A 22,536-nucleotide genomic window follows, 5' to 3' on the forward strand; every position below is an offset into this window, starting at 1 on the left:
AGATGGAGGCCCTCACCGGGGTGTCCGTGGCCCTGCTCACCATCTATGACATGTGCAAGGCCATCGACAAGGGCATGGAGCTGGGGGAGATCCGCCTGGTCCACAAGGAGGGCGGCAAGTCGGGGGTGTACGACCGTGGGTAAGCCCCTGGTGATCGCCGTCTCCGGGGTGAAGAACTCCGGCAAGACCACCCTTATTGAGGCCATGCTCCCTCTGCTGGCGGAGGCGGGGCTCCGTGTGGCGGTGATCAAGCACGACGGCCACTGCTTCGACCCCGACCCGCCAGGCACCGACACCGGCCGGTTCATGGCCGCCGGGGCGACGGGTACTGCCATCTTTGACGGGGAAAAGTTTAAAGTGGTCAAAAGACAGCCGGTGACGGAGGAGTTTTTGATTGCCCAATTCCCGGAGGCCGACCTGATCCTGCTGGAGGGCTTGAAGTACACCCCCTGGCCCAAGCTGGAGGTAGTGCGGGGTGAAATTTCCCAGGCGCCGGTGTCCGACCCGGCCACCCTGCTGGCCCTGGTTACCGACTTGGAGCTGTCCCTGCCCGGCATCCCCACCCTGCCCCTGGGGGATGCGGCAAAGGCGGCGGGCGTGCTGATACGATACAGAGAGGAGAGGCATCATCATGCTGGACCAATATAGACGGAATATTCACTACCTGCGGGTATCGGTCACCGACCGGTGTGACCTGCGCTGCCGGTACTGTATGCCGGCGGATGGGGTGCAGTGGATGGAGCACGATGCCATCCTCTCCTATGAACAGATCGTCCGGCTGGTGCGCCTGGCCGCCGGGCTGGGGATTGACACGGTGCGTCTCACTGGCGGGGAGCCCCTGGTGCGGAAGGGGCTGGACCGGCTGGTGTGGGCGCTGAAGGCCATCCCCAATATCCGCACCGTTACCCTGACCACCAACGGCGTACTGCTGGCGGAGCAGCTGCCCGCCCTGTGCAAAGCGGGACTGGATGGGGTAAACATCAGCCTGGACACCCTGGATCGGGCCCAGTACGCCGCCATTACCCGGCGGGATCTGCTGCCCCAGGCCCTGGAGGGCCTGGAAGCGGCCCTGGCGCAGCCGGGCCTGAGGGTCAAGCGCAACTGCGTGCCCATGGGGGAAAATGACAGCCAGCTGGTCCCTCTGGCCGCCCTGGCCCGTGGGCGGAAGGTGGATGTGCGCTTTATCGAGCTCATGCCCATCGGCCTGGGGGACACCCTGCCCCGGCGTACCCAGGGGGAGGTGCTGGCTGTGCTGGAGCAGGCGTTCGGCCCCGCCGGTCCCTGCGGGCAGGGTGGAGGCAGCGGACCGGGCCGCTATGTGACCTTTCCCGGCTTTACCGGCCGGGTGGGCTTCATCAGTGCGGTCAGCCACCAGTTCTGTGAGGACTGCAACCGGGTGCGGCTCACCGCCGCCGGATTGCTCAAAACCTGCCTCCAGTATGATAGCGGGATAAACCTGAAAGCCCTGCTGGACAGCGGGGCGGATAAACATACCCTCCGGGCCGCCATGGAGCAGGCCATCTTCGCCAAGCCCGCCTGCCATCATTTTTCCGCCTCCGGCACGGCGGAGGACGAGCGGCGGAGCATGTATCAGATTGGAGGTTGACCCCTATGGGAAAGGTAATTGCCGTCTGCGTCAGCGAGCAGAAGGGCACCCAGAAGAAAAACGTGGGCTCCGCCCAGTTCGTGGAGGACTGGGGGATCCAGGGGGACGCCCACGGGGGCAAGTGGCACCGGCAGGTGTCCCTGCTGTCCCACGAGCAGGTGGAGGCCTTCCGGGCCAGAGGGGCCGTGGTGGACGACGGGGCTTTTGGCGAAAATCTGGTGGTGGAGGGGTACGATTTCAAAACCCTGCCCATCGGGACGAAATTCCGGTGCAACGACGTGGTGCTGGAGCTGACCCAGGTGGGCAAGCAGTGCCATGCCCACTGTGAAATTTACAAGGTGATGGGGGACTGCATCATGCCCCGGGAAGGGGTATTTACCAAGGTGCTCCATGGTGGTACCATCTCGGCGGGGGACGAGCTCACCGTTGTGGGGGAATAGGTATGCCCCCCTCCAAAGGCCACAGAAGCGTAAAGGATGAAGGTAAGATGAAGCTGCTTGATACCAAACAGGCCGTGGGCCACGTGGTGACGGAAGAGGATATCCCCGTGCTGCTCTCCATGGGCAAGGAGCACCTGTACGTGTGGGAAAAGCAGAGCGGCATGCTCCACGAGGACGAGGCGGCCCAGCGGCTGCGGGTCCTGTGCCAGAACGAGCACATGCACCCCACGCCGGTGAAGGAGGGCAAGATCGAGCTCATCGCCGACTGCGACGGCCTGTTCCAGGTGGATGTGGAACGGCTCAACGCCATCAATGGCGAGGATGAGATCATGATTGCCACCCGCCACACCAACACCGCCGTTCACAAGGGGGACAAGCTGGCGGGCACCCGGATCATCCCCCTGGTCATCGCCGAGGACAAGCTGAAGGCGGTGGAGGACCGGGCGGGTGCCACCCCTATTCTCTCCCTCACCCCCTGGAAATTAAAGACCTGCGGCCTGATCACCACCGGCAGCGAAGTGGCCAAGGGCCTGATTCCGGACAGCTTTACCCCCGTCATCATCCGGAAACTGGCCGCCTATGGCATGGAGGTCACCCACCACTGTCTGCCGGGGGATGACAGGGCGGCCATCACCGCCGCCGCCCTGGAGTTCCAGGAAAAGGGCGTGGATCTGGTGCTGTGTACCGGCGGCATGAGCGTGGACCCCGACGACCGCACCCCCGGAGCCATCAGGGACACCGGGGCGGAGATCGTGTCCTACGGCGCTCCGGTGCTGCCGGGGGCCATGTTCCTGCTGGGCTACTTCGCCGACGGCACCCCTATCCTGGGCCTGCCCGGCTGCGTCATGTATGCCAAGGCCACCGTGTTCGACCTGATGCTCCCCCGGCTCGCCGCCGGAGTACGGGTCAGCCGGGCCGATCTGAAGGCCCTGGGCCACGGCGGGCTGTGCCTGGGCTGTCCGGAGTGCCATTACCCCATCTGCCCCTTTGGAAAATAGTTTGGTAGAGATGCAGGGAGAGAGTTTGCGATGAAAACGGTTGCTGTCATTTTGGCGGGCGGAAAATCCAGCCGCATGGGCCGGGACAAGGCGATGCTGCCGGTTAACGGGACCCCCCTGGTGGCCATGCTGGCGGAACGCTGGCGGGATGTGTTTGACGGGCTGGTTCTCTCGGTGGATACCAGGGAGCGGTTTGCCCATCTGGGGCTGGAACAGGTGCGGATGGTAGAGGATGCCCGGCCTGAGGCGGGGCCGCTGGCTGCCCTGGAGACCGTTATGAATACCGTACCCGCCGAGCGTTATTTTCTCACGGCTGTGGATTTGCCCTTTGGAAATCCGGAGCTGGCCCGAGCCCTTTCCGGGCGCATGGGGGAGGCGGATGTCTGTCTGATCCAGCGCAGGAGCAGAGGCGTGGAGCCCCTGTTTTCCTTCTACTCCCGCAAGTGCCTGCCTGCCGTCACCGCCGCGCTGGACAGGGGGGAGCGCTCCTTCTACCGGGGGCTGCTGCCCTATGTCAGGGTGCAAAAAGTTCCTGAGGACCAGTTCCCCCGGGAAAAGCTGGCGCGGAGCCTTTTCAATGCCAATACCCCGGAGGATTGGGAAGCGGGGCAGACCATGTTCAGACTGTCTGATTGACGGCACGGAACTGGATATTGACAAAAACAGACGGCCTCTGTTATAATCCCTACGTTCATCGGAGGGTGAGCAACCGGAGAAGTTGCGAGCTGGATAAGATGACGGGTGAAATTCCCGTTCTCTTATCCAGCTCTTTTTTTAACCGGGAAAAGGATGAACAGAATGACGAGGTGCGGTGTTATGGGCAAGAGAACGCAACAAAACCTGGTTCAGGGGAATATCCTGCGCACATTGATTTCCTTTGCCGTTCCGGTGCTGCTGGCCCTTTTTTGCAGGCCATGTACGGCGCCGCCGATCTGATCATTGTCGGGCGATTTGCCGGAACCAACGAGCAGTCCGGGGTGGCCTCCGGAAGTCAGCTGTTCAACATGGTCACGATGGTTATGACCGGGTTGACCATGGGGGTTACCGTGTTTGTGGGAGAGGCAATCGGCTCCGGAAAGCGGCGGCAAGCCGGCCAGGGGGTGGGCTGCGGCATTGCTGTTTTTGCCGTGGTGGCCCTCCTGGTGACCGCTGTTGTGGTCCCCTTCAGCGACCGGCTGGCGGTGTGGATGCATGCGCCTGCCCAGGCCTTTGCGCAGACCAGCCATTATGTGCGCATCTGCGGCATCGGTACCGTCTTTATCACCGCCTACAATGTCATTGGGGCGGTTTTCCGGGGGATCGGCGATTCCAAAACCCCGCTGGTCACCGTGGCCATTGCGTGCGTGATCAATATTCTGGGGGACCTGCTTCTGGTGGCCGTCTTTCACATGGGGGCCGCGGGCGCCGCCATCGCCACGGTGAGCGCGCAGGCGGTCAGCGTGGTATGCTCCCTGCTCCTGATCCGCAGGAAAAAGCTGCCCTTTGACTTTTCGCTGCGGGACATCCGGTTGGAACCCACCTGCATCAGGCGGATTCTGCGGATCGGAATTCCCATTGCGCTGCAGGAGCTGCTGGTGCAGTTTTCCTTCCTGTTTATTCAGGTGGTGGTCAACACCATGGGCGTGGTCCAGTCCGCGGCAGTGGGAGTGGCGGAAAAGGTATGTGTGTTCCTGATGCTGGTTGCCTCGGCCTACATGCAGTCCATCTCTGCCTTTGTGGCACAGAATAATGGGGCGGGACAATGGGAGCGCTCCAGACAGGCGCTGTTTTATGGGATAAGGACCGCTCTGGCAGCCGGGGCCGTGATGGGTACGCTGGCCTTTTTCGGCGGCTCGTTTCTGGCCGGGCTCTTCTCCAATGAACCGCTGGTCATTGCCAACGCCCATACATACCTCAAGGCATATGCCATTGATTGCCTGCTGACCGCGATCCTGTTCTGCTTTGTGGGATACTTTAATGGCTGCGGCAGAACCGCCTTTGTGATGGTACAGGGAGTGGTGGGGGCATTTTGCGTCAGAATTCCGGTGGTGTTTCTCATGAGCCACCTGGACAATGCCACCCTGTTTCACATCGGGCTGGGGACGCCCATTTCCTCCGTGGTACAAATTATATTGTGCGTGCTCGCCTTTCGCGCCCTGCAGCCCGGATGCTCGGCGGCGCCGGCCTTATGACGCCGCCCGGACATCCCTCCGGTGCCAGATGAGAAAGCACATCAGGCTCACCACGCAGATGCCTCCGCCGAAGAAAAAGGCTGCCGGTAGGTTCCAGTCCGACAGGGCCCCGAAGCTCAGGTTGGTGCCGATGGCGATGCAGCTGATGAGCATGGAGTGGACGCTGAGGGCGGTGGCGCGGTTTTCCGTTTGGAGCTGCCGGTTTTGTATCTCCCACTGAAAGGGCTGAAACAGGGTGTTGGTAAGCCGCAGGGTCAGGATCCCCACGACAGACGGGAGCGGCCGGGCGGTCATGGCCAGCACCAGGCAGGCGGCGGCGGCAAGGCCGCAAAACAGACAGCAGGCTCGCCTGGTTCCCAGCCGGCCGGTCAGAGCGGCGGAGTACACCCCCAGCAGTCCCAGGAGGGTGGCCGTTATATACAAGACCCCCATGGCGGTGCTGTTCATGCCGCAGCGGGCATATTGGAGCTGATTCAGAAAGACGGTAATGGTTTGGTGGCACTCCGATAAGAGGGCCACTCCCGCCAGAAACAGCAGGAAGGTCCGGTTGCGGAGGGTGCTTTGCAGAGTGGCGCGGATGGGCTCTGGCCGGGCCGTTTCCACCGTGGTCTCCTTCACTTCCGTCAGACCCAGGGACAGCAGAGCGGCCAGACCATAGCTGACGACTGTGAGAAGCCCGGCCAGAGAGTAATTGTCCTGTATCAACAGGGAGAATGTGCCGGCGGCCGCCAGGAGACCCGCCATGCTCATACTGTGATACATGCCAAAGGCCTTCTGGCTGTCCTGCCCCTGGCAGGACAGATACAGAATGCTGGAGTCCACACCGGAAAAACCGGCCAGGACGACGCTGAGCATGATCCGCTCCAGCAGAAAACCGGCAAACCCATCCGCCTGCCAAAAGACAAGCTTGGAGAGGAAATACAGCCCGGAACAGAAGATCATGGTCCTGCGGTAGCCGATGCGGTCGGCAATGATGCCCCATGGAACCTCCAGCAGAATACCCAGGGCCAGAGAGATGCTTTCGATAAGGGTGATTTGCAGAATGGTAACCCCCTGAGCCTGGCGGTACAGGGTGGCAATGGGGCCGTAAAACACCATGCCCTGCAGCAGCGCAATGGCGTAGAGAAGGTATCGGTTTTTTCGCATAAAAAAGTCCTTTCTGAATAGCGGGCACAACAAACAGACGCCGGCTCTGCGGCGTCTGAAAGCTTAAGCATTCCTGTTATGCTGTGCCTGCTGTCAGATCGGACGATTCATAGGATATCCTGCGCTCCCTTTCTGAACTTTGTGTCAGTATATCATACGAGGGTTTCTATTTCAACAAAGGAAAAGCCCTGGAAAGACGCCTTCGGGCATGGTCTTTCCAGGACTTTTGCGGCGTTTGGAGCACGTCGGGCCGACCGCAGGGCTTCAGGTAATCTGCAGGGAGCCCTTGGCGCCCATCAGCAGAGTCACCACGTCCGGCGCGTTGATCAGGACGTAGCGGGGGTCCATCTGCTCCGGCTGGAATCCGTTGTGGATCATGCAGGCGTTGCAGATGCACACCTGCCCGCCCAGCTCCAAAAACTCCTCCAGCTGTCCGCCCACCTCGGGGAAGGGAGCGCCGATATCCACGCCCTTGGCCGCATCGGGCTGCCCCAGAGCCACGGCCTTCACCATCAGAATCATGGTGGCGGAATGTCCCTGCTTCAACGCGTTCAGAGCCATCACTGCCGCGACGGTCAGGTTTTCCGGATTTTCTTTTCCCTCGAACAGAGTGACGACAAAATCAGTTTGCTTCATGACCTACGGTCTCCTTTCGTTTGTTTTTACACAAGATACCACAGAAATCTCCGCGGTTCTGTGATATAGTTACAAAGGAATCAGGAGACACGCGCCAGGCAGGCGCCTGCTGAAAAAGGGAGACCCGGTGGAGGAAGCTTGTTGCGGCGTTCCCCGCTTCTGTGCTATCATAAAACGAACAGACCTTATGGGAGGGATTTTTGTGCCTGGAAGAAGTTCCATGCTCTGTGTGATTGTCCTGCTGCTGAGTATGTGCGGCTGTGCCCAGCAGCCGGCGGAAACCCCTGACGTAAGCGCGCCGACGGAGAGCGCCCTGCCGGAGGAGACCCCTTCGCCCACTCCGGCCAACCCAATGGACGGGATCTATCCGGTTGCCACCCAGGCGGACGCGGAGCCGGTTCTGGAGCAGGCCTATGAGGGGCTGGTCCCCCAATTGACATTTGCCTTTTCGGATGAGGAGCTGACCCTTCAGGACCGGTCCATCCTCCTGCAGAATGCCTCCAATCAGGTTCTGAGCCGGCGGCCCGAGTTGAAATATGCGTATCAGCTGGAGTGTGCGGAGGGGCCGGAGGGTACGATCTGCAGCATTCAGTATATGCCCTACAAATTGGGCTATCCGGACGGCATTCCGGAGGGCGCGGTGGAGATCCACAGCCTGGCCGACCTGGCGGAGGCTGCGGATGACCGCCTGGGGCAGGAGGAGATCCCCATTGTCATCCGCAATCCGGAGCTGCTGGTGGACGATATGCAGCGGGTTTTGCAGCAGGCGGGCTATGGCTATGTGGTTGATACCCTTAACAACGATGCCACCGCCATCCTTGCCGCTTCCGGGGAGTTTGAAACGCTGGAGCAGAGCGTGGAGCGGATCGGGGAAGTAAAAGATATGGCCCGTACCGTGGCGGAGCAGCTCCTGACCGATGATATGGACGATGAGGAAAAGCTGCGGGCCATATATGGCTATATTGTAGAGCACACAGCCTATGATTACCGCTATTATCAGGACCCCGGCGCCATGCCCTTCGGGTCCCGGACCGCATACGGTCCGCTGGCGGAGGGAACCGCCATCTGCGGCGGGTTTTCCTGGGCCTTCCGTATGCTCTGCCAGGAGGCCGGGATTCCCTGCTGGAATGTCACCGGCACGGGCGCCGGAGAGGAGCATATGTGGAACTGCGCCCTGATGGGGGAGGAGTACCGGTACTTTGACACCACCTGGGATGCTGGCATCACGGACGAGGAACAGTGGCGGTATTTTGCGTGCACAGAAGCGGAAATGACCCAGAACCACCAGTGGGGCCAGGGGCAGGAGGAACTGCTCCATGCCCTGACGGATACAAAAAAATGACAGGGCAAACCGCAGGTCCGGCAGTCAAAGTGGAAGGACCGGAATGCAGATCGAGGTTTCTCCGCCCTGGTAGCATTCAAAGTCCACTCTGCCGCAGGCGGCCCGGTAGCGGCCGTTTTCCGGCAGCCATTCCTGAAAAATGTACTTCCACATACGGCGGACGTTTTCGTTGAGGAGGGTCATGTTCCCGTTGCCGGCAGGGACGGGGAATACCGCATACTCCGCCGCCTCAAATGAGACCGGCACCAGGCCCTGGGGAATAAAGTCGGTATGCTCCACCACGGGCCCAAAGAAATAGAAAAACGCGCCGGTCTCCCGGTCGGGCTGGATCCAGGCGCCGATCTCCATGGGGCTGGGTCCCGCCAGCCGCCGGTAATCGTCTTTGCTGACAAAGGAGAAGGCCTTGCCCATCCAGTAAGCTCCCGCATCCAGCACGTCGAACTCCCCGCTGGGCGGCGCCAGACGGTAGCCCACGGCGGTAAAGGGCCCCATTGGACGGATGGAGGGCGTTACGCAGAACCGGGCGTCCCCCATCTCCCGCCGGTACTGGGTGGGGGAGAGGCCGTAGTGCCTGCGGAAAGCCTTGGCAAAGCCGGAGGAGGTATCAAACCCCCGGGCGGCGGCCACATCGGCGCTCTTGCGTCCGGCCAGCAGATCCTTTGCCGCCCGCTCCATGCGCCTGCGGCGCAGATAGGTGGCCGCCGGTATGCCGGTGTAGCTGGAAAAGGCGTGGCAGAAATGATAAAAGGAGTAATCAGAGTATCTTGCCAGCTGTTCCACGGTCAAATTGTCATCCAGGTGGCTGTCAATATAGGCCAGGATGCGCTCCATGCTGCTGCTGTGATCCATAGCTGTCCTTCCTCCAACACGTCCGCTCTTTTTGTACTATATCAAAAAAGACGCCCCATGTGGAAGAGGAATCTGATATCCGGGCAAAGTCAGCAAGTTTGGAACAACATATGGGAGCGGGAGTGTGCTATAATCCAGGACAGAAACCTGCAACTGAATATGGGCTCCGGCTTTGTGGCGCATGCGCGACCCGGTCCTGGGACCGGACACGCATCCTTGTTGCTGAACAAGGGAATCAGGTGAGAATCCTGGACATGGACTGCCGCCGTGGTTTCGGCGGAAGCTCCGTAGCTGTGATCGTGGAGCGCGTTCATTTTCTGCGAAAGCAGGTCACTGGCCCGGAGGGAAGGGCTGGGAAGGCGATGAACGGGCAAGGGCGGCTGTGGCCGCCGGGACACGTCAGTCAGAAGACCTACTGGGAGACTGCCCCCGTCGATGGGCGGGCCTCCGACAAATATGCCAGCCAGAGGGCGCGCGGTGTGATGCGCGGCCTTTTGCTTATGGGAAACAGCCAGAAAGCGGACGCGAGGAGCGTCCGCTTTTTTGTTTCCCATATCAGAGGGCGGAGCAACTTGCTTTGCGGGTGTTGGAGCGTAAGCTCAGACCAGGAAAAGGAGAATGAGGATGAGATTGAAACGACTGTTTGCCCTTCTGACCGGCGCGGCGCTGGCCCTGTCCCTGGCGGCCTGCGGCAGCCCCGATTCCGCCCAGTCGCCTGGGGCGGACCCTGTCCAGACAGAATCCGCCGCCGTCCACACCGCTGAGGACCAGCTGGTGCTGGCGGGTGCCCGCACACTGGCCCCCGGCCTGGAGGACGTCTACTTCTCCCACAAGCTGCTGGGCGCGTGGGAGCCCCTGATCTCCGTGGATGAGCAGGGCAACCCCATGGGGGTGCTGGCGGAGGACTGGGAACGCAATGAGGACGCCACCGTGTGGACCTTTTACCTCCGGCAGGGGGTCAAGTTCCAGAATGGGGAGGACTTCAACGCCGACGTGGTGGTGGAGAACTTCAACCGCTACAAGCTGATGGAAAGCGGCTATTCCCAGTACACCACCTTCAAGGTGAACGAGCTTTACCCCGGCCTCATCGGCTGCGAAAAGGTGGACGATTACACCGTGAAGGTCAGCTTCACCGACCCCATTCCCCGGCTGCTGTTCAACATGAAGGACACCGCCAGCTGCATCTTCTACCCCGGCTCCTGGGATACGGAGACCGGCTATTTTGTGGAGCAGCCCGTGGGCACCGGGCCCTACATGATCCAGAAGGTGGTGGAGGACGAGTACGTGGATATCACCGCCTTTGACGGCTACTGGGGGGAGCCGGCCAAAACCAAACAGATCCGGGTGCGCATCATCACCGACCCCCAGACCCGGTACGCCGCCCTGGACAGCGAGGAGGTCATGGGTGTGCTGGACCTGGGGGCCATGCCCGCCGCGCTGGGGGACGAGCTGCTGAAGGACGACCGCTTCGCCATGGCGGTGCAGACCTCCAACATCACCCACTTCATGCTGCTCAAGGGGGAGGGTACGCCCTTTTCCGACGTGCGGCTGCGCCAGGCGGTGAGCCTGGCCATTGACCGGCAGCTTATCGTGGATCAGCTTTGGGGCGGCTACGCCAAGCCCACCCAGAACCTGCTCAACCGCATGTGTCCCGACTGGGTGGAGCTGCCGGTGGAATACGATATGGACCGGGCCAAGGAGCTGGCCCGGGAGGTGCTGGGGGAGGAGCGCATCACGCTGGATATGTACACCCGCTCTCTCTACCTGGACCGGGGCCCCTACAAGGAGATGATGGAATACATCCAGTCCCAGCTGGCCCAGATCGGCATTGACGCCACGGTAAATATCATCGACTCCTCCACCTATTCCGAGATGTCCAAGGCGGGGGAGCTGGGGGCCAATTTCATGACCCACGGCATGTCCAATCTCAACGCCTACCACTTCCTGAATCTGTACATGAGCAGCGACGGCTCCTACAATCAGTCCCAGCACCTGGCCTACCACAATTCCAAGGCGGATGAGCTGCTGGCCGAAATGAGCACCACCCTGGACGACGAACGTTTCCACGAGCTGGCCGTGGAGCTCCAGGAGATTGCCAACACCGAGCTGCCGGTGATCCCCCTGTTTTACGACACCAGCAACCTGATCTACAATCAGCAGCAGATCACCGGTTACGAGGATTTCAGCGATCATCTGGACCTGAGCCACCTGGCCTGGGTCAACGTGGAGTGAGAAACAAGCCGCGCCAAAGCCATGCTTTGGCGCGGCCTGCTGTCGAGGAGGCGGTTGCTTGCGTCAGACGTTGTTGTACACCATCAAGAAGCTGCTGTGGACGGTTCCCATCCTGGTGGGCATCACCTTCCTGGCCTTTGGCCTGGGGCTCATCGCACGGGGGGATCCGGCCACCAACCGGGCCAGCGCGGACCCGGATTACATCCCAACAGAAGCGGAGATCCAGGCGCTGCGGGAGGAGCTGGGGCTGGACGACCCTGTTCTGGTCCAGTACGGCCGGTGGATGGCCGGGGTGGTCCGGGGAGACCTGGGCCAGTCCCTCATAGACGACAAGCCGGTGCTGGGGGAGCTGCTCCGCCTGCTGCCCAATACGCTGCTGCTCAGCGTGCTGGCGCTGGCGGTCATCGCCATGGCCGGTCTGGCCGGCGGCCTGCTGCTGGCCCTGTTCCGGGACAGCTTTCTGGATCTGCTGGGGCGGGTGCTCCTGGTCCTGCTGATGTCGGTGCCCGGCTTCTGCATGGCCTATTTTCTCATCTGGCTGCTGGCCCAGAAACTCCACATCCTGCCCACCAGCGGAGCGGAGAGTCTGGCCAGCTTTGTCATGCCCTGCCTGGCGGTCTCCATCGGCTCGGCCTGCGTGGTGATCCGGCTGCTCCGCTCCTCCCTTCTGGGGGAGATGAGCAAGAACTATATCCTCACCGCTCAGGCCAAGGGCCTGCGGCGGAGCCAGATCATCCTCCGCCACGGGCTGCGCAACGCGCTGACCCCTTCGGTGAGCTATGTGGCCAACACCTTCGGCGGCCTGCTGGGGGGCTCCATGATCACGGAGAGCGTCTTTTCCGTCCCCGGCATCGGCAGCTATGCCCTTGCCGCCATCAACAACCGGGATTATATCGCCATCCAGGGCTATGTGCTCTTTACCGGCTTTGCCTTCGTGCTGACCTGCCTGCTGGCCGACCTGCTCTGCGCCTGGCTGAATCCCAGGATCCGACTGGAGGGCTGAGGATGAAACGAAAACAGGTGGTATGTTACCTCGCCCTGGCGGTACTGGGCCTTTTCCTGCTGGCGGGGCTGGCCGCCCCCCTCATCGCGCCCTGGGACCCCAATCAGGTCGATATGGCCAACAGCCTGGCCGGCCCCTCGCCGGAGCACTGGCTGGGCACCGACCATCTGGGCCGGGATCTGCTCAGCCGGCTGATCTACGGCAGCCGCTCCTCTGTGTTCATCGCCTTCTTTGCCACGGGCTGCACCCTGATGGTGGGCATGACCATCGGCCTGATCTCCGGCTATCTGGGGGGCTGGCCCGACCAGCTCATCCAGGCTGTGGTCCACATCTTTCAGGGGATCCCCAGCACTGCCTTTGTGGTGGCCGTGCTGGGCCTTCTGGGCCCCGGGCTGCGCAGCCTGCTGATCGCCATTGTGGTCAGCTCCTGGGCGGGCTTCTCCCGCATTGTGCGCAATCAGGTGCTGGAGGTGCGGGAGCTGCACTATATTGAAGGGGCCCGGGCCATGGGGGCGGGGAGCGTCTACATCATCCGCCGCCACATTCTGCCCAACATCCTGCTGCCCCTGCTGGTGCTCATCGCCACCCGCATCGGCTCCACCGTGCTCACCGTGGCGGCCATGAGCTACCTGGGCCTGGGCCTGCGGGCGCCGGCGGCGGACTGGGGTATCATGATCAACGACGCCAAGCTCTACTATCTCCGGTACGCCCCGGTGCTGCTGGCTCCGGCGGCCTGCCTGACCCTGTTCTGTTTGAGTATTCACCTCATTGCCGATTGCCTGCGGGACCGCCTGGACCATGACGACGGCAGCGCCCGGATGCTGTGAAAGGGGGGAACGGCATGGAACTGAAGATTCAGGACCTCTGCGTCCGTTTTTCCACCCCCTCCGGGGAAATTCCGGCGGTCAACCACGTCAGCCTCACCTTCTCGCCCGATACCGTTACAGGGATCATCGGGGAGACCGGCAGCGGGAAATCGGTGCTGGGGCTGTCCATTCTGGGCCTGCTCCAGTCCAACGCCGCAGTTTCCGGGCAGATTTTCCTGGGCAAGCGGGAGCTGACCGCCCTCTCCCAGCGGGAGCTGTGCCAGGTGCGGGGGCGGGACATCGCCCTGGTGGCGCAGAATCCAGCCACCTCCCTCAATCCCAGCCTCCGGGTGGGGCGCCAGATCGAGGAGGTGTTCCGTCTGCGGGGGGAGAATCGGGCCCAGCGCCGGGCTCACACCCTGGAGCTGCTGAGTAGCATGGCCTTTTCCGACCCGGAACGGGTGGCCCGGTCCTATCCCTTTGAGCTGTCGGGCGGGATGTGCCAGCGGGCCCTCACCGCCATCGCCGTGGCGGCCCGCCCCCGGTGGCTCATTGCCGACGAGCCCACCAAGGGGCTGGACGCGGTGGTGCGCAATCAGGTTTACGACACCTTCCGCACGGTGCGGGAGCAATACCGGGCCGGTTTTCTGGTGATCACCCACGACCTGCTGCTGGCCCGGAAGTTCTGCGACCGCATTGTGGTCATGTACTGCGGCAGGGTACTGGAGACCAATACCGCCCGGGAGCTCTTTGAGCACCCCCGGCATCCCTATACCCAGGGGCTCATCGCCTCGCTGCCCCATCTGGGTATGCGGCCCATGGCCGGCTTTTCTCCGGCCTTTACCCACCAGCCCGCCGGCTGCGTGTTCCATCCCCGGTGCCCCCACGCCCAGGAACGGTGCCGCTTGGAGGAGCCGGGGGAGCTCTGTCTGGGAGAAGGGAGGGTAGCCTGTCATGGCTGTACTTGAACTGCGGCATCTCTCCAAGGTGTTTCCGTCGGGTCGCCTGGGGAGGGGCGGGTACCGGGCGGTGGACGACGTCTGCCTGACCATCGGACCCGGCGAGACCTACGGCCTGGTGGGAGAGTCCGGCTGCGGGAAGTCCACGCTGGGGCGGATGGTGACCCGCCTGCTGCCCGCCACCTCCGGACAGGTGCTCTGGGACGGCCGGGACCTGCTGCGCCTTTCGCGGAAAGAGCTGCGCCCCTACCGGCGGCGGATTCAAATGCTGTTCCAGCACCCGGACACCTCCCTCAACCCCCGTATGACCGTGCTGGAGAGCCTGCGGGAGCCCTTTTTGCTCCACGATTTGCCTGGGCGGGACCATATGGACGACCGGATCCGGGCGCATATCAGCGCCTACGGCATCCAGCCGGAGCTGCTGGAGCGCCGGGCCAGTCAGGTCAGCGGCGGTCAGATCCAGCGCATTGTGCTGGCCCGCATCATGCTGCTGGAGCCGGAGTTTATCGTCCTGGACGAGCCAACCTCCATGCTGGACGTATCCGTTCAGGCCCAGATTATGGAGCTGCTTCGCCAGATTCAGGCCCGCACCGGCGTATCCTACCTGCTGATTTCCCACGATCTGGATCTGATCGAGCGCAGCAGCCACCGCATCGGCGTCATGCGACAGGGAAAATTGCTGGAGCAGGGGAGGACGGAAGCGGTGTTCCAGGCCCCGTCCTACCCCTACACCAGGCAGCTGATCCACAGCTTTGCCTACATGCGGGATTAAATCGTCAAAGCGGCGGCACGCCGAATGCCCTGTCAAAGCGTGCGCCGCCGCTCCGTCTCCTGCTGCGGGTAGCGCTTTGGCTGGGATATTGGGGGAACTCCGTCCCGCCGGGATATTTCGGTCGGAATCTGGGCGGTAAACTGCCGGAGGAAGGACTGGAACTGCTCCGCCTCGTCCGCCTGCTGGATATTCAGCGGCTGAAACGGGCCGTCCGCCGTGTTGCTGGCGGACACGGACAGGGTACATAGCTCTGTGCCGTCCGTGGCGCAAAAGGTGACCCGGCCCGCCTTATCGGTCCGCACCGCTCCCACATTCTCCCGGTCCAGACGAAAGCCGGGGTGAGAGACAATCTCCCGCCCGGAAAATTGCAGCGGGATCACAAACAGCGTTCCGGGGCGGAAGGCAACGATGTAGCTGAAATAGGTGGTGGTAACAGGCCGGCCCACGGACAGCTTGACCTGGCTGCAGCAGGCGTAGGCGATGGTGTAGCGGCCGCTGTCGTCCAGCTGCTTTGCCGCGATGTCCCGCAGGCGGGCCAGATCCCCGCCGCCCCGCCCCTTTCTTTGCTTGACCTGCTGGGAGATCACCGCGGCCAGAAACAGCCCGGCAAAGGTGACGGCCATCAGGATGTATTCCGGCTTCATGGCCTCAGGCCCCCCGCCGCTCCCCGCCGCTGATGTAGAGGCGGGTAAAGATCTCCTGGGCGTCACGGACGCAGCTTACATTGAGCTGTTTTTCCATCCCATCCAGGTAGAGATATGTGACAGACAGAAAGTGTCCCGTCCCGCTGACCCGGCTCCACTGGGCCCTGGGCGTCTGGAACAGATAGGGCTTGCCCCGGTAGACAATCCCGTTCTCATGAAACTCCATATGGTCCCGGCAATGCCGCAGGGGAAACAGGATCAGGAGGGCATAGATGCAGATAACCGCCCCCAGCACAAACGGCGTACTGGAGGCAAGCTCGCCCTTCCGCCAGAGCAGGACTGTGGCAAAGACCACAAGGGCGGCCCGGATCAATACATCCAGCCCGATGCGGCTCCAGTTGGTTCCCGCCTCTCCCAGGCGCCGGCCCAGGGAGGCGGCCCCTATGGGCACGGTCAGGTCATAGGTGGTGGTCTCAGTTTTTCTGTGGTAGCGCGCCATATTTCGTTCCTCCTTGCCGCTGGGCCTGTTTTTCTATCCTTCACAGTGGGCCAGGGCCTGGAGCAGCCAGGCGCGTGCCTGCTGAAATTCCCGCTTTCCCGGCGTGACCTGCAGCACATAGTTTACCTTGCCCAGCAGCCTTGCCAGATAGCGAGCCTCCGGCTCCGGGACCCCCAGACGGGCCATGTGGCCGGATACGCCGAACTTACGGCAGTAATAGAGCTCCTGCCGCAGGGTGCGCAGATAGTGGGCGGGCACGCCCACGGTTTCATTCACCACAAGGCCGGTCACCACCTGCCGCCGCCCCGCCGGAATAAACCGGGTCTTTCTCCCGTTGAGGAAGAGGCCGAACGGCCGCAGCCGGGCCTCTGCAAAGGCGGTCACTTCCTCGGGGGAAAAGAGCCCCGAAAAGGTCATGTCGTCGCAGTAGCGGGTATACCGGATCCCCTTGCCGGCGCACCAGGCCCCCACCTCCTGATCAAAGCCGGACAGAATGATGTTTGTGATGGCGGGCGAGCTGGGAGCGCCCTGGGGGAGAGACTGGCGGTAATAGCAGAGCATGGTCAGCAGGATCCGCAGGGGTTCGGCGTAAATTTCCGGGGGAAACGCCCGCTCTTTTACCGTGGCGTACAGAATGCTGTCAAAAAAGTGCCGGATGTCCAGCTTTAGCAGGGCGGGCTGTCCCACATGGGGGGCGGCGTTGCGCCAGGCGCTCCCGCCATAGCGGTAGGCGGTGGCGTAGGGAGAAACCGGCATGTGGACCAAAAGTACCTGGGTGATGCGCCGCTGAATGGTTTTGAGCAGCTGGTCGGGAATGGAGAGGGTCCGGACGCCGCCGTCCTTTTTGGGGAGACAGACCTGGTGATAGTGCCGGTCCAGGGAGTTGCTGACGGCGTACAGAAGCCTTGCGTCTACCCCCAGGTCCCGCGCAAGGGAGGAGAGTTCCCGATAGACAATCAAAAAAATCTCCCCCCTTTTGTTTGGCCGGCCGGACAGCACCAATGTGTATGGGGAACCGTCCGGCGGTATCTTCCAGCACACCTTGGTGTGCGGTTATACCGCTGGATGGTTCGCTGGAGCGCAGCGAATACGACAAGCTTTTGCAGCCCGGCGGCGACTCGCGGCCGGGGACCAATTGAGGTCAGAGCCTGCTGCCCTGAAGGACCGGCATACAGCGCGTGAACCATACCCCCATTATAACAACTGGGAGAGGGGTGTCAAGCCGGGCCCCCGCAGATATTCCGGAAAACAACGGGAGCGCAAAAACAGATATCCGGGTAAAGTCAGCAGGTTTGGAATACCATATGCCGGGGGGAATGTGTTATAATCAAAGATGACAAACCTGACCATGGGGCGTGCCGCGGGGGGACAGAGGCGGTCTCCTGCCTGTGTGCCCTCTGGGACGGGAGAAAGGAGCCCTTGAAATGGAAGAAAAAAAGCAACCGGAGCAGTACCGCTTTTTCTCCCACCGGCAGTGCGAGTATTTTCCCTGCCACCGGACGGAGCACCCGGAGGACTTTAACTGCCTGTTCTGCTATTGCCCCCTGTACGCGCTGGGGGACAAGTGCGGGGGGAACTTTAAGTATCTGGAAAACGGGATCAAGGACTGCAGCCAATGCCTGCTGCCCCACAGAAGGAACAGCTATGACTATGTGATCGGGAAGTATCCTGAGATTATGGAGCTGGCCCGCAGACCGAAGAATACGCCCTGACAGAACAGCAGGACAAAGGAGCCTGCCGCAGCATTGCGGCAGGCTCCTTTCTTTTATATGTGTGAAAAACAGCCGCGGGATGGAACAGGGCCCTTTCCGTCCGCCGTTACCGCGGCTCATAGATGGAGCGGATCAGTGCCTTTATGTCCAGGGCCCCGTCGGTGACCGTCATGTAGTAGTTGATATCTCCCATCAGCCAGGTGACGGTGGTGGAGCCCCTATTGCTGAAGATATAGTGGGTGACGTCGTGGTAGACGTACTCTTCCACCGGGGTGTCGTCTTTTTCGTAGATGGTGTCGGAATCGCCAATGAACAGGCCAAAAACCAGATTCTCCTCGCCCCGGACATAGAGCTGGGACCAGTGTATGAAATTGGTGACTGGATCCTTGAAGAAATTGGACTGGCACGGTACAAATCCCAACGGGATCTTGGGGCAGTACAGGCTCTGGCCCTCCTGCACCAGGAGGTTCTGGATCCGTTCCCGGTTCTGGTCGTGCTGGGAGAAGGGGATGGAGTCGATAATGGCCTTGATTTCCTCCCTGGTGAGCGCGCCGCTGAGCATGATCATATAGGTTCCGTCATAAGCGGTGGCGGTCAGAGTGTCCAGATTGGAGAGGATATAAAATGTCCATCCGTTGTGGACATACTCCTCCACAGGCGTGTCGTCCTTTTCAAAGGTGCCGACAGAGGTTTGGGGCTGCATGTATTGTATGATGGTCACAGAATAGTTTCTGTCCTCCCCAAAGTAGGACATATTTGCGGAGATGCTGTTATAAAGCTCGGTGATCTTTACGGCGCCGGGGGAAAAGCCCTCAGGACACCAGGTGGGGAACAGGCCGTCCAGCCCCACCGCCTGGAGAATGGACTGCTGCTGCGTGGGGAGCTCCGGGTCTGCGCCGGCGTTGGAGGCGTCGTTGGGGTTCGTGGGGACAAAATGGAAGGTCTCGTCCGTCCACATGGCAAAGGCGCCAAAAAGATCCACGCCGGCGGCCTGAGCCGCCATCCCGCCCAAAAGGAGGGCGGCCAGCACAGCGGCCAGCACGGCCAGCCGCCTCCAGCGCCGGGGCCGGACGGAGGTGGGGGAAGTCTGCTCTGCCGACGCCGGAGTGTCGCCGCTGTCGTCCCAGTCGTATAGGGAGCGGCCGTCGGCACAGGGGCGGTACTGGGTCTGAAACCGCTCCCAGGCGGCGTCCGGATCGGATGGCCCGTTTCGTTTGGCCAGTAGATCGGCGATATACAAAATGGCGTCCAGATCAGACCCGCTCTCATCCGAAGCCTGGAAATCCAGACGAAGAATCTGCTCCAGCTCCGCTGTACTCATCTGGTCATAGTGGGAATAGTCCCGCTTTTTGCTCTGTTCCGGTACGGACACCGCGCTCCCTCCTTTCATAGGGTTTATGTACGGGATGGCTGTATTGGGGACATGGCGGTCAGGGATCAGAGAGTTTCCGTTTCAAATGGGCACGCAGCCGCTGGATACGCTTCTTGCAGGCCTCCACCGTGATCCCCCGCTCCTGGGCGGCCTCCAGCATGGTGCAGCCGTCCAGCACAACCCGCTTGAGCAGCTGAAAATCCGCATGGGCGGCCAGGTCCCCATAGAGAAGCTCCACATCCTCCTCGTCATAGACCAGCAGCTCCTCCAGGCGCTCGGTCTGCAGGGACTGCATGATCAGCCGGCTGGCGGCGGCCCGGTGGCGCTGCATGTTCCGCATGACATTCTGGAGGGTCCGCATCAGCCAGCCCTGGGGGTTTTCGTGCCGCAGGGTGGTCTCTGCTTTGACGCAAAAGATACAGAAGGTATCCTGCACCGCTTCCTCCGCCAGGCTCCGGTCTCCCAGAACGCTGGAGGCGTAGGCAATCATCCGCCCGTACATTTCCTGGTATAGAGTTGTAATCGGCCCTTCATCCGGTATGGAATTGCCCACGGTTTCACCACCTGTATCGCGCCATTTCCCGGCTGCTCCGGGAAGACCGCTGGGATTTGATCGGTAACATTCATTATAAGGTTTCTTGGCATATCTTGCAAGAGACTCCTGCGCCTGCGCTACTCCGACGCATAGATGGAGCGGAGCAGCTGCTTGATGTCCACGGTTGCGTCGGTAACCCACATGTAGTATTCTGTATCTTCCACCATCCAGACGGCGGTGGCGGTACCCTCGTTGCCGAAAATGTAGTGGGTGATCCCTTGGTAGACGTACTCCTCCACCGGCCCATCATCCTTTGAGTAATGGGCCCAGGGGGAGCCGTGGTATATGGTCAGACCGAACGTCAGGTACTCCTCCCCCCGTATATAGGACTCGCTCCAGTCGGCGTCAAAGTTGGGTGGTATGACAAAATAGCTGCAGCTATATGGAAAGAAGCCCTCTGGAATCTGGGGGAAATACAGAGATTGGCCCACCTGAGCCAGATCGGCCTGGATCTGCACCCGGTACTGGGCAAAGTTGGGGCTGGGAATGGCGTTGAGGACGGTCTTGAGCTCTTCCCTGGTCAGCGCACCAGCCACCGTGACCATGAATTCCCCGTTATAGGTGGTGGCGGTCAGGGTGTCCTCATTGGAGAGGATATAGAACGTCTGGTCGTTGTGCTCATACGCCTCCACGGGCGTGTCGTCCTTTTCAAAGGTGCCGGTATTGTCGGTGGGCTGGATAAAATGATCAATCCAGACTGTGTAGCTCCTGTACGCTCCGGAGAACGTCACGTCTGCGGATACACGGTCGTTCAGGGTGGAAACGTTCAGTTTCCCCGGGTGAAAGCCCTCCAGATACGATATGGGGAAGCGATCTTCCATCCCCAGCTCCCGGAGCTGGGACCGGAGCCGCCGGAGCGCCTTCTCGTCTGTGCTGGAGCTGGAGGCAGCGCCGGCATCTGCGGAAACAAAGCGGAAGGTCTCATCCGCCCACTGGGCGAATTGTCCGGGAATGTCTGCGCCGGAGGGCCAGGCCGCCATCCCGCCCAGGAGGAGAGCTGCCAGGACGACGGCCAGCACAGCCAGCTGCCTCCCGTGCCGGGGCCGGACAGAGCCGGGGGGCGTCTGCTCCGCCGCCGGGGCGCCGCCGCTGTCGTCCCAGTCGTACAGGGAGCGGCCGTCGGCACAGGGGCGGTACTGGGTCTGAAACCGCTCCCAGGCGGCGTCCGGTTCAAATGGCCCGTTTCGATTGGCCAGCAGACCGGCGATATAGAAAATGGCGTCTGGATCAGACGCTTGCCCGTCCGAAGTCTGGAAATCCAGACGAAGAATCTGTTCCAGCTCCGCCGTGCTCATCCGGTCATAGTGGGAATAGTCCCGCTTTTTGCTCTGTTCCGGTACGGACACCGCACTCCCTCCTTTCATATGGTTTATGTATGAAATGGACGCATCGGGGACATGGCGGGCAGAGAAAAGATGTGCCGGGCAGGAAAGCTGTGCTTCCTGCCCGGCATGTGTTTTTCTCTGGGTTGGGTAAAAGCTGATCCGCGCTTCTTACACGAAGCTGGTGTTATACTGGTCAATCAGCTCGGAGACGGCGGTATAGAACTGCTCGTAGCTCTGGCTGTAGTCCGCCTGGCTCCGGGCCTCCTCCATGAAAGCGGCAATGGCCGTATTCACGTCGGCAATGGCGGTGGTAAAGTTGTCCCGGTACGTGTCGGACCAGTACTCATCGGAGCTCCAGCTGTACACCTTCTCCACCTGCTCCGGGTCCTCCATCGCCGCGGTGAGGTTGGCGTAGGCCTCCTGATACTGGGTATAGAGGCTCTCCAGGTTGGTCATATCCAGAGCCGGCAGAGACTCCGCGTTTTCCACCTGGGCCCAGACGTCGGCGTCCATCTCACCGCAGATATTGGTGATCATACGGCTGTAGAGGGCAATGTTCATGCCCTCGGCCTCCAGGCGGTCCAGCTCCAGCTGCTCGGTTTCCTGATCCAGAACCTGCATGGACTCCACAAAGGGCCAGGCGGCCTGGTCAAAGGGACCCACAGCCTCATAAATCTGGGCGTGCAGCTGAGCGGCCTGGGCCATATTGTCATCCACATAGCGGTCAAAGGACAGGTAGTCGGACAGCTCTCCCAGAGCGTCGCACATATCAGAATAGGGCTGCTCCAGCTCCAGCAGCAGGGCGTCCTGCTCGGGGTAGACGGGCTCCTCATCGCTGTAATCCAGAGCCGTGTTCATGATGATGTTCAGGGGGATATAGTTGTAGAACACATCCTCCAGCATGCTGTAATCCATGCCTTCCACCAGGGCAAACTCCGGCTGATCCTGCACCACGGTGAAATAGGCGGCCAGCATGCCGTCCATCTCATAGATATCGCTCATCACATCGGAGTAGGCGTTGTATTTTCTGAAATCCGTGCTCTCGGTGGGGGTGGGGGATACGCTTTCGGCGGGGAGAGGGCTGCCGTCGGGAGCGCCGCTGTTGTCCGCCGCCGGCGTTCCACCGGTGCATCCGGACAGGAGCAGGCCGGCCGTCAACAGCAGTGCGCTCAGGCGCATGAGGGGAAATCTTCTTCCGGTCTGAGTCATTACCAATTCTTCCTTTCTTTTATGGCTCTCTTTTCTTTGCGCGCCTGCTCCGCGGCCGGGGCCGGGGGCAAGGCAAAAATGTGGAACACTAAAATATGTAATCGGCGGGATTGCGCCTGCGCTTAAGAGCCTGGCCCCCAATATTTCCAGGCGGACCGGCCGGATATCGGGTCCGCCTGCTCTGGTTGTGTGGAAATCAACAGCCCGTCTTTGGACAGAC

General features: G+C 61.4%; 24 protein-coding genes and 1 riboswitch. Of the genes, 14 read left to right on the plus strand and 10 right to left on the minus strand.

Going from position 1 to position 22,536, the window contains the following annotated elements; genetic code table 11:
• The 7 genes from B5F88_RS21325 to B5F88_RS05925 all read left to right on the plus strand — a co-directional run.
• Window positions 1-143 (plus strand): cyclic pyranopterin monophosphate synthase MoaC (locus tag B5F88_RS21325; protein ID WP_087342860.1); only part of this gene is annotated, 143 nt, incomplete at its 5' end.
• Complete coding sequence (mobB, locus tag B5F88_RS05900) at window positions 136-648, plus strand: molybdopterin-guanine dinucleotide biosynthesis protein B (RefSeq protein ID WP_162612116.1); 513 nt, start codon at window positions 136-138, stop codon at window positions 646-648. The genes B5F88_RS21325 and mobB, both read left to right, overlap by 8 nt.
• Window positions 632-1,606 carry a GTP 3',8-cyclase MoaA gene (gene moaA / locus B5F88_RS05905; protein WP_087342866.1) on the plus strand — a complete coding sequence of 325 codons (975 nt, stop codon included), beginning with the start codon at window positions 632-634 and terminating at the stop codon, window positions 1,604-1,606. Before mobB ends, moaA begins: the two co-directional genes overlap by 17 nt.
• Before the next feature lie 5 nt (window positions 1,607-1,611).
• On the plus strand, window positions 1,612-2,046 hold the full coding sequence (locus tag B5F88_RS05910) for an MOSC domain-containing protein (RefSeq protein WP_087342868.1): 435 nt from the start codon (window positions 1,612-1,614) through the stop codon (window positions 2,044-2,046).
• Window positions 2,047-2,093: 47 nt separating this feature from the next.
• Window positions 2,094-3,044 (plus strand): molybdopterin-binding protein, encoded by a 951-nt coding sequence (locus B5F88_RS05915; RefSeq protein ID WP_087342871.1) that lies wholly within the window; start codon window positions 2,094-2,096, stop codon window positions 3,042-3,044.
• Between the two features lie 30 nt (window positions 3,045-3,074).
• Window positions 3,075-3,680 carry a molybdenum cofactor guanylyltransferase gene (locus tag B5F88_RS05920; protein WP_087342873.1) on the plus strand — a complete coding sequence of 202 codons (606 nt, stop codon included), beginning with the start codon at window positions 3,075-3,077 and terminating at the stop codon, window positions 3,678-3,680.
• A gap of 278 nt (window positions 3,681-3,958) precedes the next feature.
• Window positions 3,959-5,215 (plus strand): MATE family efflux transporter, encoded by a 1,257-nt coding sequence (locus B5F88_RS05925; RefSeq protein WP_087343004.1) that lies wholly within the window; start codon window positions 3,959-3,961, stop codon window positions 5,213-5,215.
• Here B5F88_RS05925 and B5F88_RS05930 read toward each other — a convergent pair.
• Window positions 5,210-6,361, minus strand: a complete 1,152-nt coding sequence (locus B5F88_RS05930; RefSeq protein WP_087342876.1) for an MFS transporter — start codon at window positions 6,359-6,361, stop codon at window positions 5,210-5,212. The genes B5F88_RS05925 and B5F88_RS05930 overlap by 6 nt on opposite strands.
• Before the next feature lie 264 nt (window positions 6,362-6,625).
• A complete protein-coding gene (locus B5F88_RS05935; RefSeq protein WP_087342879.1) occupies window positions 6,626-6,997 on the minus strand; it encodes a DsrE family protein in 372 nt (123 codons plus the stop codon).
• A 202-nt stretch (window positions 6,998-7,199) separates the two neighbouring features.
• Here B5F88_RS05935 and B5F88_RS05940 point away from each other — a divergent pair, with 202 nt between their 5' ends.
• On the plus strand, window positions 7,200-8,339 hold the full coding sequence (locus B5F88_RS05940) for a transglutaminase domain-containing protein (protein ID WP_162612117.1): 1,140 nt from the start codon (window positions 7,200-7,202) through the stop codon (window positions 8,337-8,339).
• A 24-nt stretch (window positions 8,340-8,363) separates the two neighbouring features.
• Here B5F88_RS05940 and B5F88_RS05945 read toward each other — a convergent pair whose 3' ends face one another.
• The gene (locus tag B5F88_RS05945; RefSeq protein WP_087342885.1) at window positions 8,364-9,188 is read right to left on the minus strand and encodes an AraC family transcriptional regulator; all 825 of its coding nucleotides are present in this window, start codon (window positions 9,186-9,188) and stop codon (window positions 8,364-8,366) included.
• Window positions 9,189-9,368: 180 nt separating this feature from the next.
• A riboswitch (cobalamin riboswitch) is annotated at window positions 9,369-9,623 on the plus strand.
• Between the two features lie 189 nt (window positions 9,624-9,812).
• Between B5F88_RS05945 and B5F88_RS05950 the strand changes: the two genes are divergently transcribed.
• Genes B5F88_RS05950 through B5F88_RS05970 form a run of 5 tightly spaced genes read left to right on the plus strand, consistent with a single transcriptional unit; the run spans window position 9,813 to window position 14,960 of the window.
• A complete protein-coding gene (locus B5F88_RS05950) occupies window positions 9,813-11,420 on the plus strand; it encodes an ABC transporter substrate-binding protein (protein ID WP_162612118.1) in 1,608 nt (535 codons plus the stop codon).
• Window positions 11,421-11,478: 58 nt separating this feature from the next.
• On the plus strand, window positions 11,479-12,423 hold the full coding sequence (locus tag B5F88_RS05955) for an ABC transporter permease (protein WP_140402064.1): 945 nt from the start codon (window positions 11,479-11,481) through the stop codon (window positions 12,421-12,423).
• Between the two features lie 2 nt (window positions 12,424-12,425).
• Window positions 12,426-13,250, plus strand: coding sequence for an ABC transporter permease (locus B5F88_RS05960; protein WP_087342894.1), 825 nt, complete (start codon window positions 12,426-12,428; stop codon window positions 13,248-13,250).
• 14 nt (window positions 13,251-13,264) lie between these two features.
• The gene (locus tag B5F88_RS05965) at window positions 13,265-14,197 is read left to right on the plus strand and encodes an ABC transporter ATP-binding protein (protein ID WP_087342897.1); all 933 of its coding nucleotides are present in this window, start codon (window positions 13,265-13,267) and stop codon (window positions 14,195-14,197) included.
• Complete coding sequence (locus B5F88_RS05970; protein ID WP_087342900.1) at window positions 14,184-14,960, plus strand: ATP-binding cassette domain-containing protein; 777 nt, start codon at window positions 14,184-14,186, stop codon at window positions 14,958-14,960. The genes B5F88_RS05965 and B5F88_RS05970 overlap by 14 nt, the downstream gene beginning before the upstream one ends.
• Before the next feature lie 32 nt (window positions 14,961-14,992).
• Here the strand turns inward: B5F88_RS05970 and B5F88_RS05975 are convergent, their stop codons facing one another.
• From B5F88_RS05975 to B5F88_RS05985, 3 genes are read right to left on the minus strand one after another with little or no spacing between them, the layout of a single operon-like run.
• Complete coding sequence (locus B5F88_RS05975) at window positions 14,993-15,604, minus strand: hypothetical protein (RefSeq protein WP_087342903.1); 612 nt, start codon at window positions 15,602-15,604, stop codon at window positions 14,993-14,995.
• Between the two features lie 4 nt (window positions 15,605-15,608).
• Window positions 15,609-16,103 (minus strand): hypothetical protein, encoded by a 495-nt coding sequence (locus tag B5F88_RS05980; RefSeq protein ID WP_087342906.1) that lies wholly within the window; start codon window positions 16,101-16,103, stop codon window positions 15,609-15,611.
• Window positions 16,104-16,136: 33 nt separating this feature from the next.
• On the minus strand, window positions 16,137-17,063 hold the full coding sequence (locus B5F88_RS05985; RefSeq protein ID WP_087343006.1) for a reverse transcriptase family protein: 927 nt from the start codon (window positions 17,061-17,063) through the stop codon (window positions 16,137-16,139).
• Between the two features lie 464 nt (window positions 17,064-17,527).
• Here B5F88_RS05985 and B5F88_RS05990 point away from each other — a divergent pair, with 464 nt between their 5' ends.
• Window positions 17,528-17,815, plus strand: coding sequence for a cysteine-rich small domain-containing protein (locus B5F88_RS05990; RefSeq protein ID WP_087342908.1), 288 nt, complete (start codon window positions 17,528-17,530; stop codon window positions 17,813-17,815).
• 106 nt (window positions 17,816-17,921) lie between these two features.
• Here B5F88_RS05990 and B5F88_RS05995 read toward each other — a convergent pair whose 3' ends face one another.
• From B5F88_RS05995 to B5F88_RS06010, 4 genes are all read right to left on the minus strand, one after another.
• On the minus strand, window positions 17,922-19,187 hold the full coding sequence (locus B5F88_RS05995; RefSeq protein WP_162612119.1) for a DUF4367 domain-containing protein: 1,266 nt from the start codon (window positions 19,185-19,187) through the stop codon (window positions 17,922-17,924).
• Window positions 19,188-19,245: 58 nt separating this feature from the next.
• Window positions 19,246-19,740 (minus strand): sigma-70 family RNA polymerase sigma factor, encoded by a 495-nt coding sequence (locus B5F88_RS06000; RefSeq protein WP_140402065.1) that lies wholly within the window; start codon window positions 19,738-19,740, stop codon window positions 19,246-19,248.
• Between the two features lie 119 nt (window positions 19,741-19,859).
• The gene (locus B5F88_RS06005) at window positions 19,860-21,128 is read right to left on the minus strand and encodes a hypothetical protein (RefSeq protein ID WP_087342917.1); all 1,269 of its coding nucleotides are present in this window, start codon (window positions 21,126-21,128) and stop codon (window positions 19,860-19,862) included.
• A 147-nt stretch (window positions 21,129-21,275) separates the two neighbouring features.
• Complete coding sequence (locus B5F88_RS06010) at window positions 21,276-22,316, minus strand: DUF3829 domain-containing protein (protein ID WP_087342920.1); 1,041 nt, start codon at window positions 22,314-22,316, stop codon at window positions 21,276-21,278.
• Window positions 22,317-22,536: the final 220 nt, after the last annotated feature.

This window comes from Flavonifractor sp. An306 (assembly GCF_002159455.1).
Classification (GTDB): domain Bacteria; phylum Bacillota; class Clostridia; order Oscillospirales; family Oscillospiraceae; genus Flavonifractor.

What these genes read in the sequence shown, in the direction of transcription:
- moaA (WP_087342866.1), top strand. Translation starts at nt 632, where the DNA reads ATGCTGGACCAATATAGACGGAATATTCACTACCTGCGGGTATCGGTC.
- B5F88_RS05910 (WP_087342868.1), top strand. Translation starts at nt 1,612, where the DNA reads ATGGGAAAGGTAATTGCCGTCTGCGTCAGCGAGCAGAAGGGCACCCAG.
- B5F88_RS05915 (WP_087342871.1), top strand. Translation starts at nt 2,094, where the DNA reads ATGAAGCTGCTTGATACCAAACAGGCCGTGGGCCACGTGGTGACGGAA.
- B5F88_RS05920 (WP_087342873.1), top strand. Translation starts at nt 3,075, where the DNA reads ATGAAAACGGTTGCTGTCATTTTGGCGGGCGGAAAATCCAGCCGCATG.
- B5F88_RS05925 (WP_087343004.1), top strand. Translation starts at nt 3,959, where the DNA reads ATGTACGGCGCCGCCGATCTGATCATTGTCGGGCGATTTGCCGGAACC.
- B5F88_RS05930 (WP_087342876.1), bottom strand. Translation starts at nt 6,361, where the DNA reads ATGCGAAAAAACCGATACCTTCTCTACGCCATTGCGCTGCTGCAGGGC.
- B5F88_RS05935 (WP_087342879.1), bottom strand. Translation starts at nt 6,997, where the DNA reads ATGAAGCAAACTGATTTTGTCGTCACTCTGTTCGAGGGAAAAGAAAAT.
- B5F88_RS05945 (WP_087342885.1), bottom strand. Translation starts at nt 9,188, where the DNA reads ATGGATCACAGCAGCAGCATGGAGCGCATCCTGGCCTATATTGACAGC.
- B5F88_RS05950 (WP_162612118.1), top strand. Translation starts at nt 9,813, where the DNA reads ATGAGATTGAAACGACTGTTTGCCCTTCTGACCGGCGCGGCGCTGGCC.
- B5F88_RS05960 (WP_087342894.1), top strand. Translation starts at nt 12,426, where the DNA reads ATGAAACGAAAACAGGTGGTATGTTACCTCGCCCTGGCGGTACTGGGC.
- B5F88_RS05965 (WP_087342897.1), top strand. Translation starts at nt 13,265, where the DNA reads ATGGAACTGAAGATTCAGGACCTCTGCGTCCGTTTTTCCACCCCCTCC.
- B5F88_RS05970 (WP_087342900.1), top strand. Translation starts at nt 14,184, where the DNA reads ATGGCTGTACTTGAACTGCGGCATCTCTCCAAGGTGTTTCCGTCGGGT.
- B5F88_RS05975 (WP_087342903.1), bottom strand. Translation starts at nt 15,604, where the DNA reads ATGAAGCCGGAATACATCCTGATGGCCGTCACCTTTGCCGGGCTGTTT.
- B5F88_RS05980 (WP_087342906.1), bottom strand. Translation starts at nt 16,103, where the DNA reads ATGGCGCGCTACCACAGAAAAACTGAGACCACCACCTATGACCTGACC.
- B5F88_RS05990 (WP_087342908.1), top strand. Translation starts at nt 17,528, where the DNA reads ATGGAAGAAAAAAAGCAACCGGAGCAGTACCGCTTTTTCTCCCACCGG.
- B5F88_RS06010 (WP_087342920.1), bottom strand. Translation starts at nt 22,316, where the DNA reads ATGACTCAGACCGGAAGAAGATTTCCCCTCATGCGCCTGAGCGCACTG.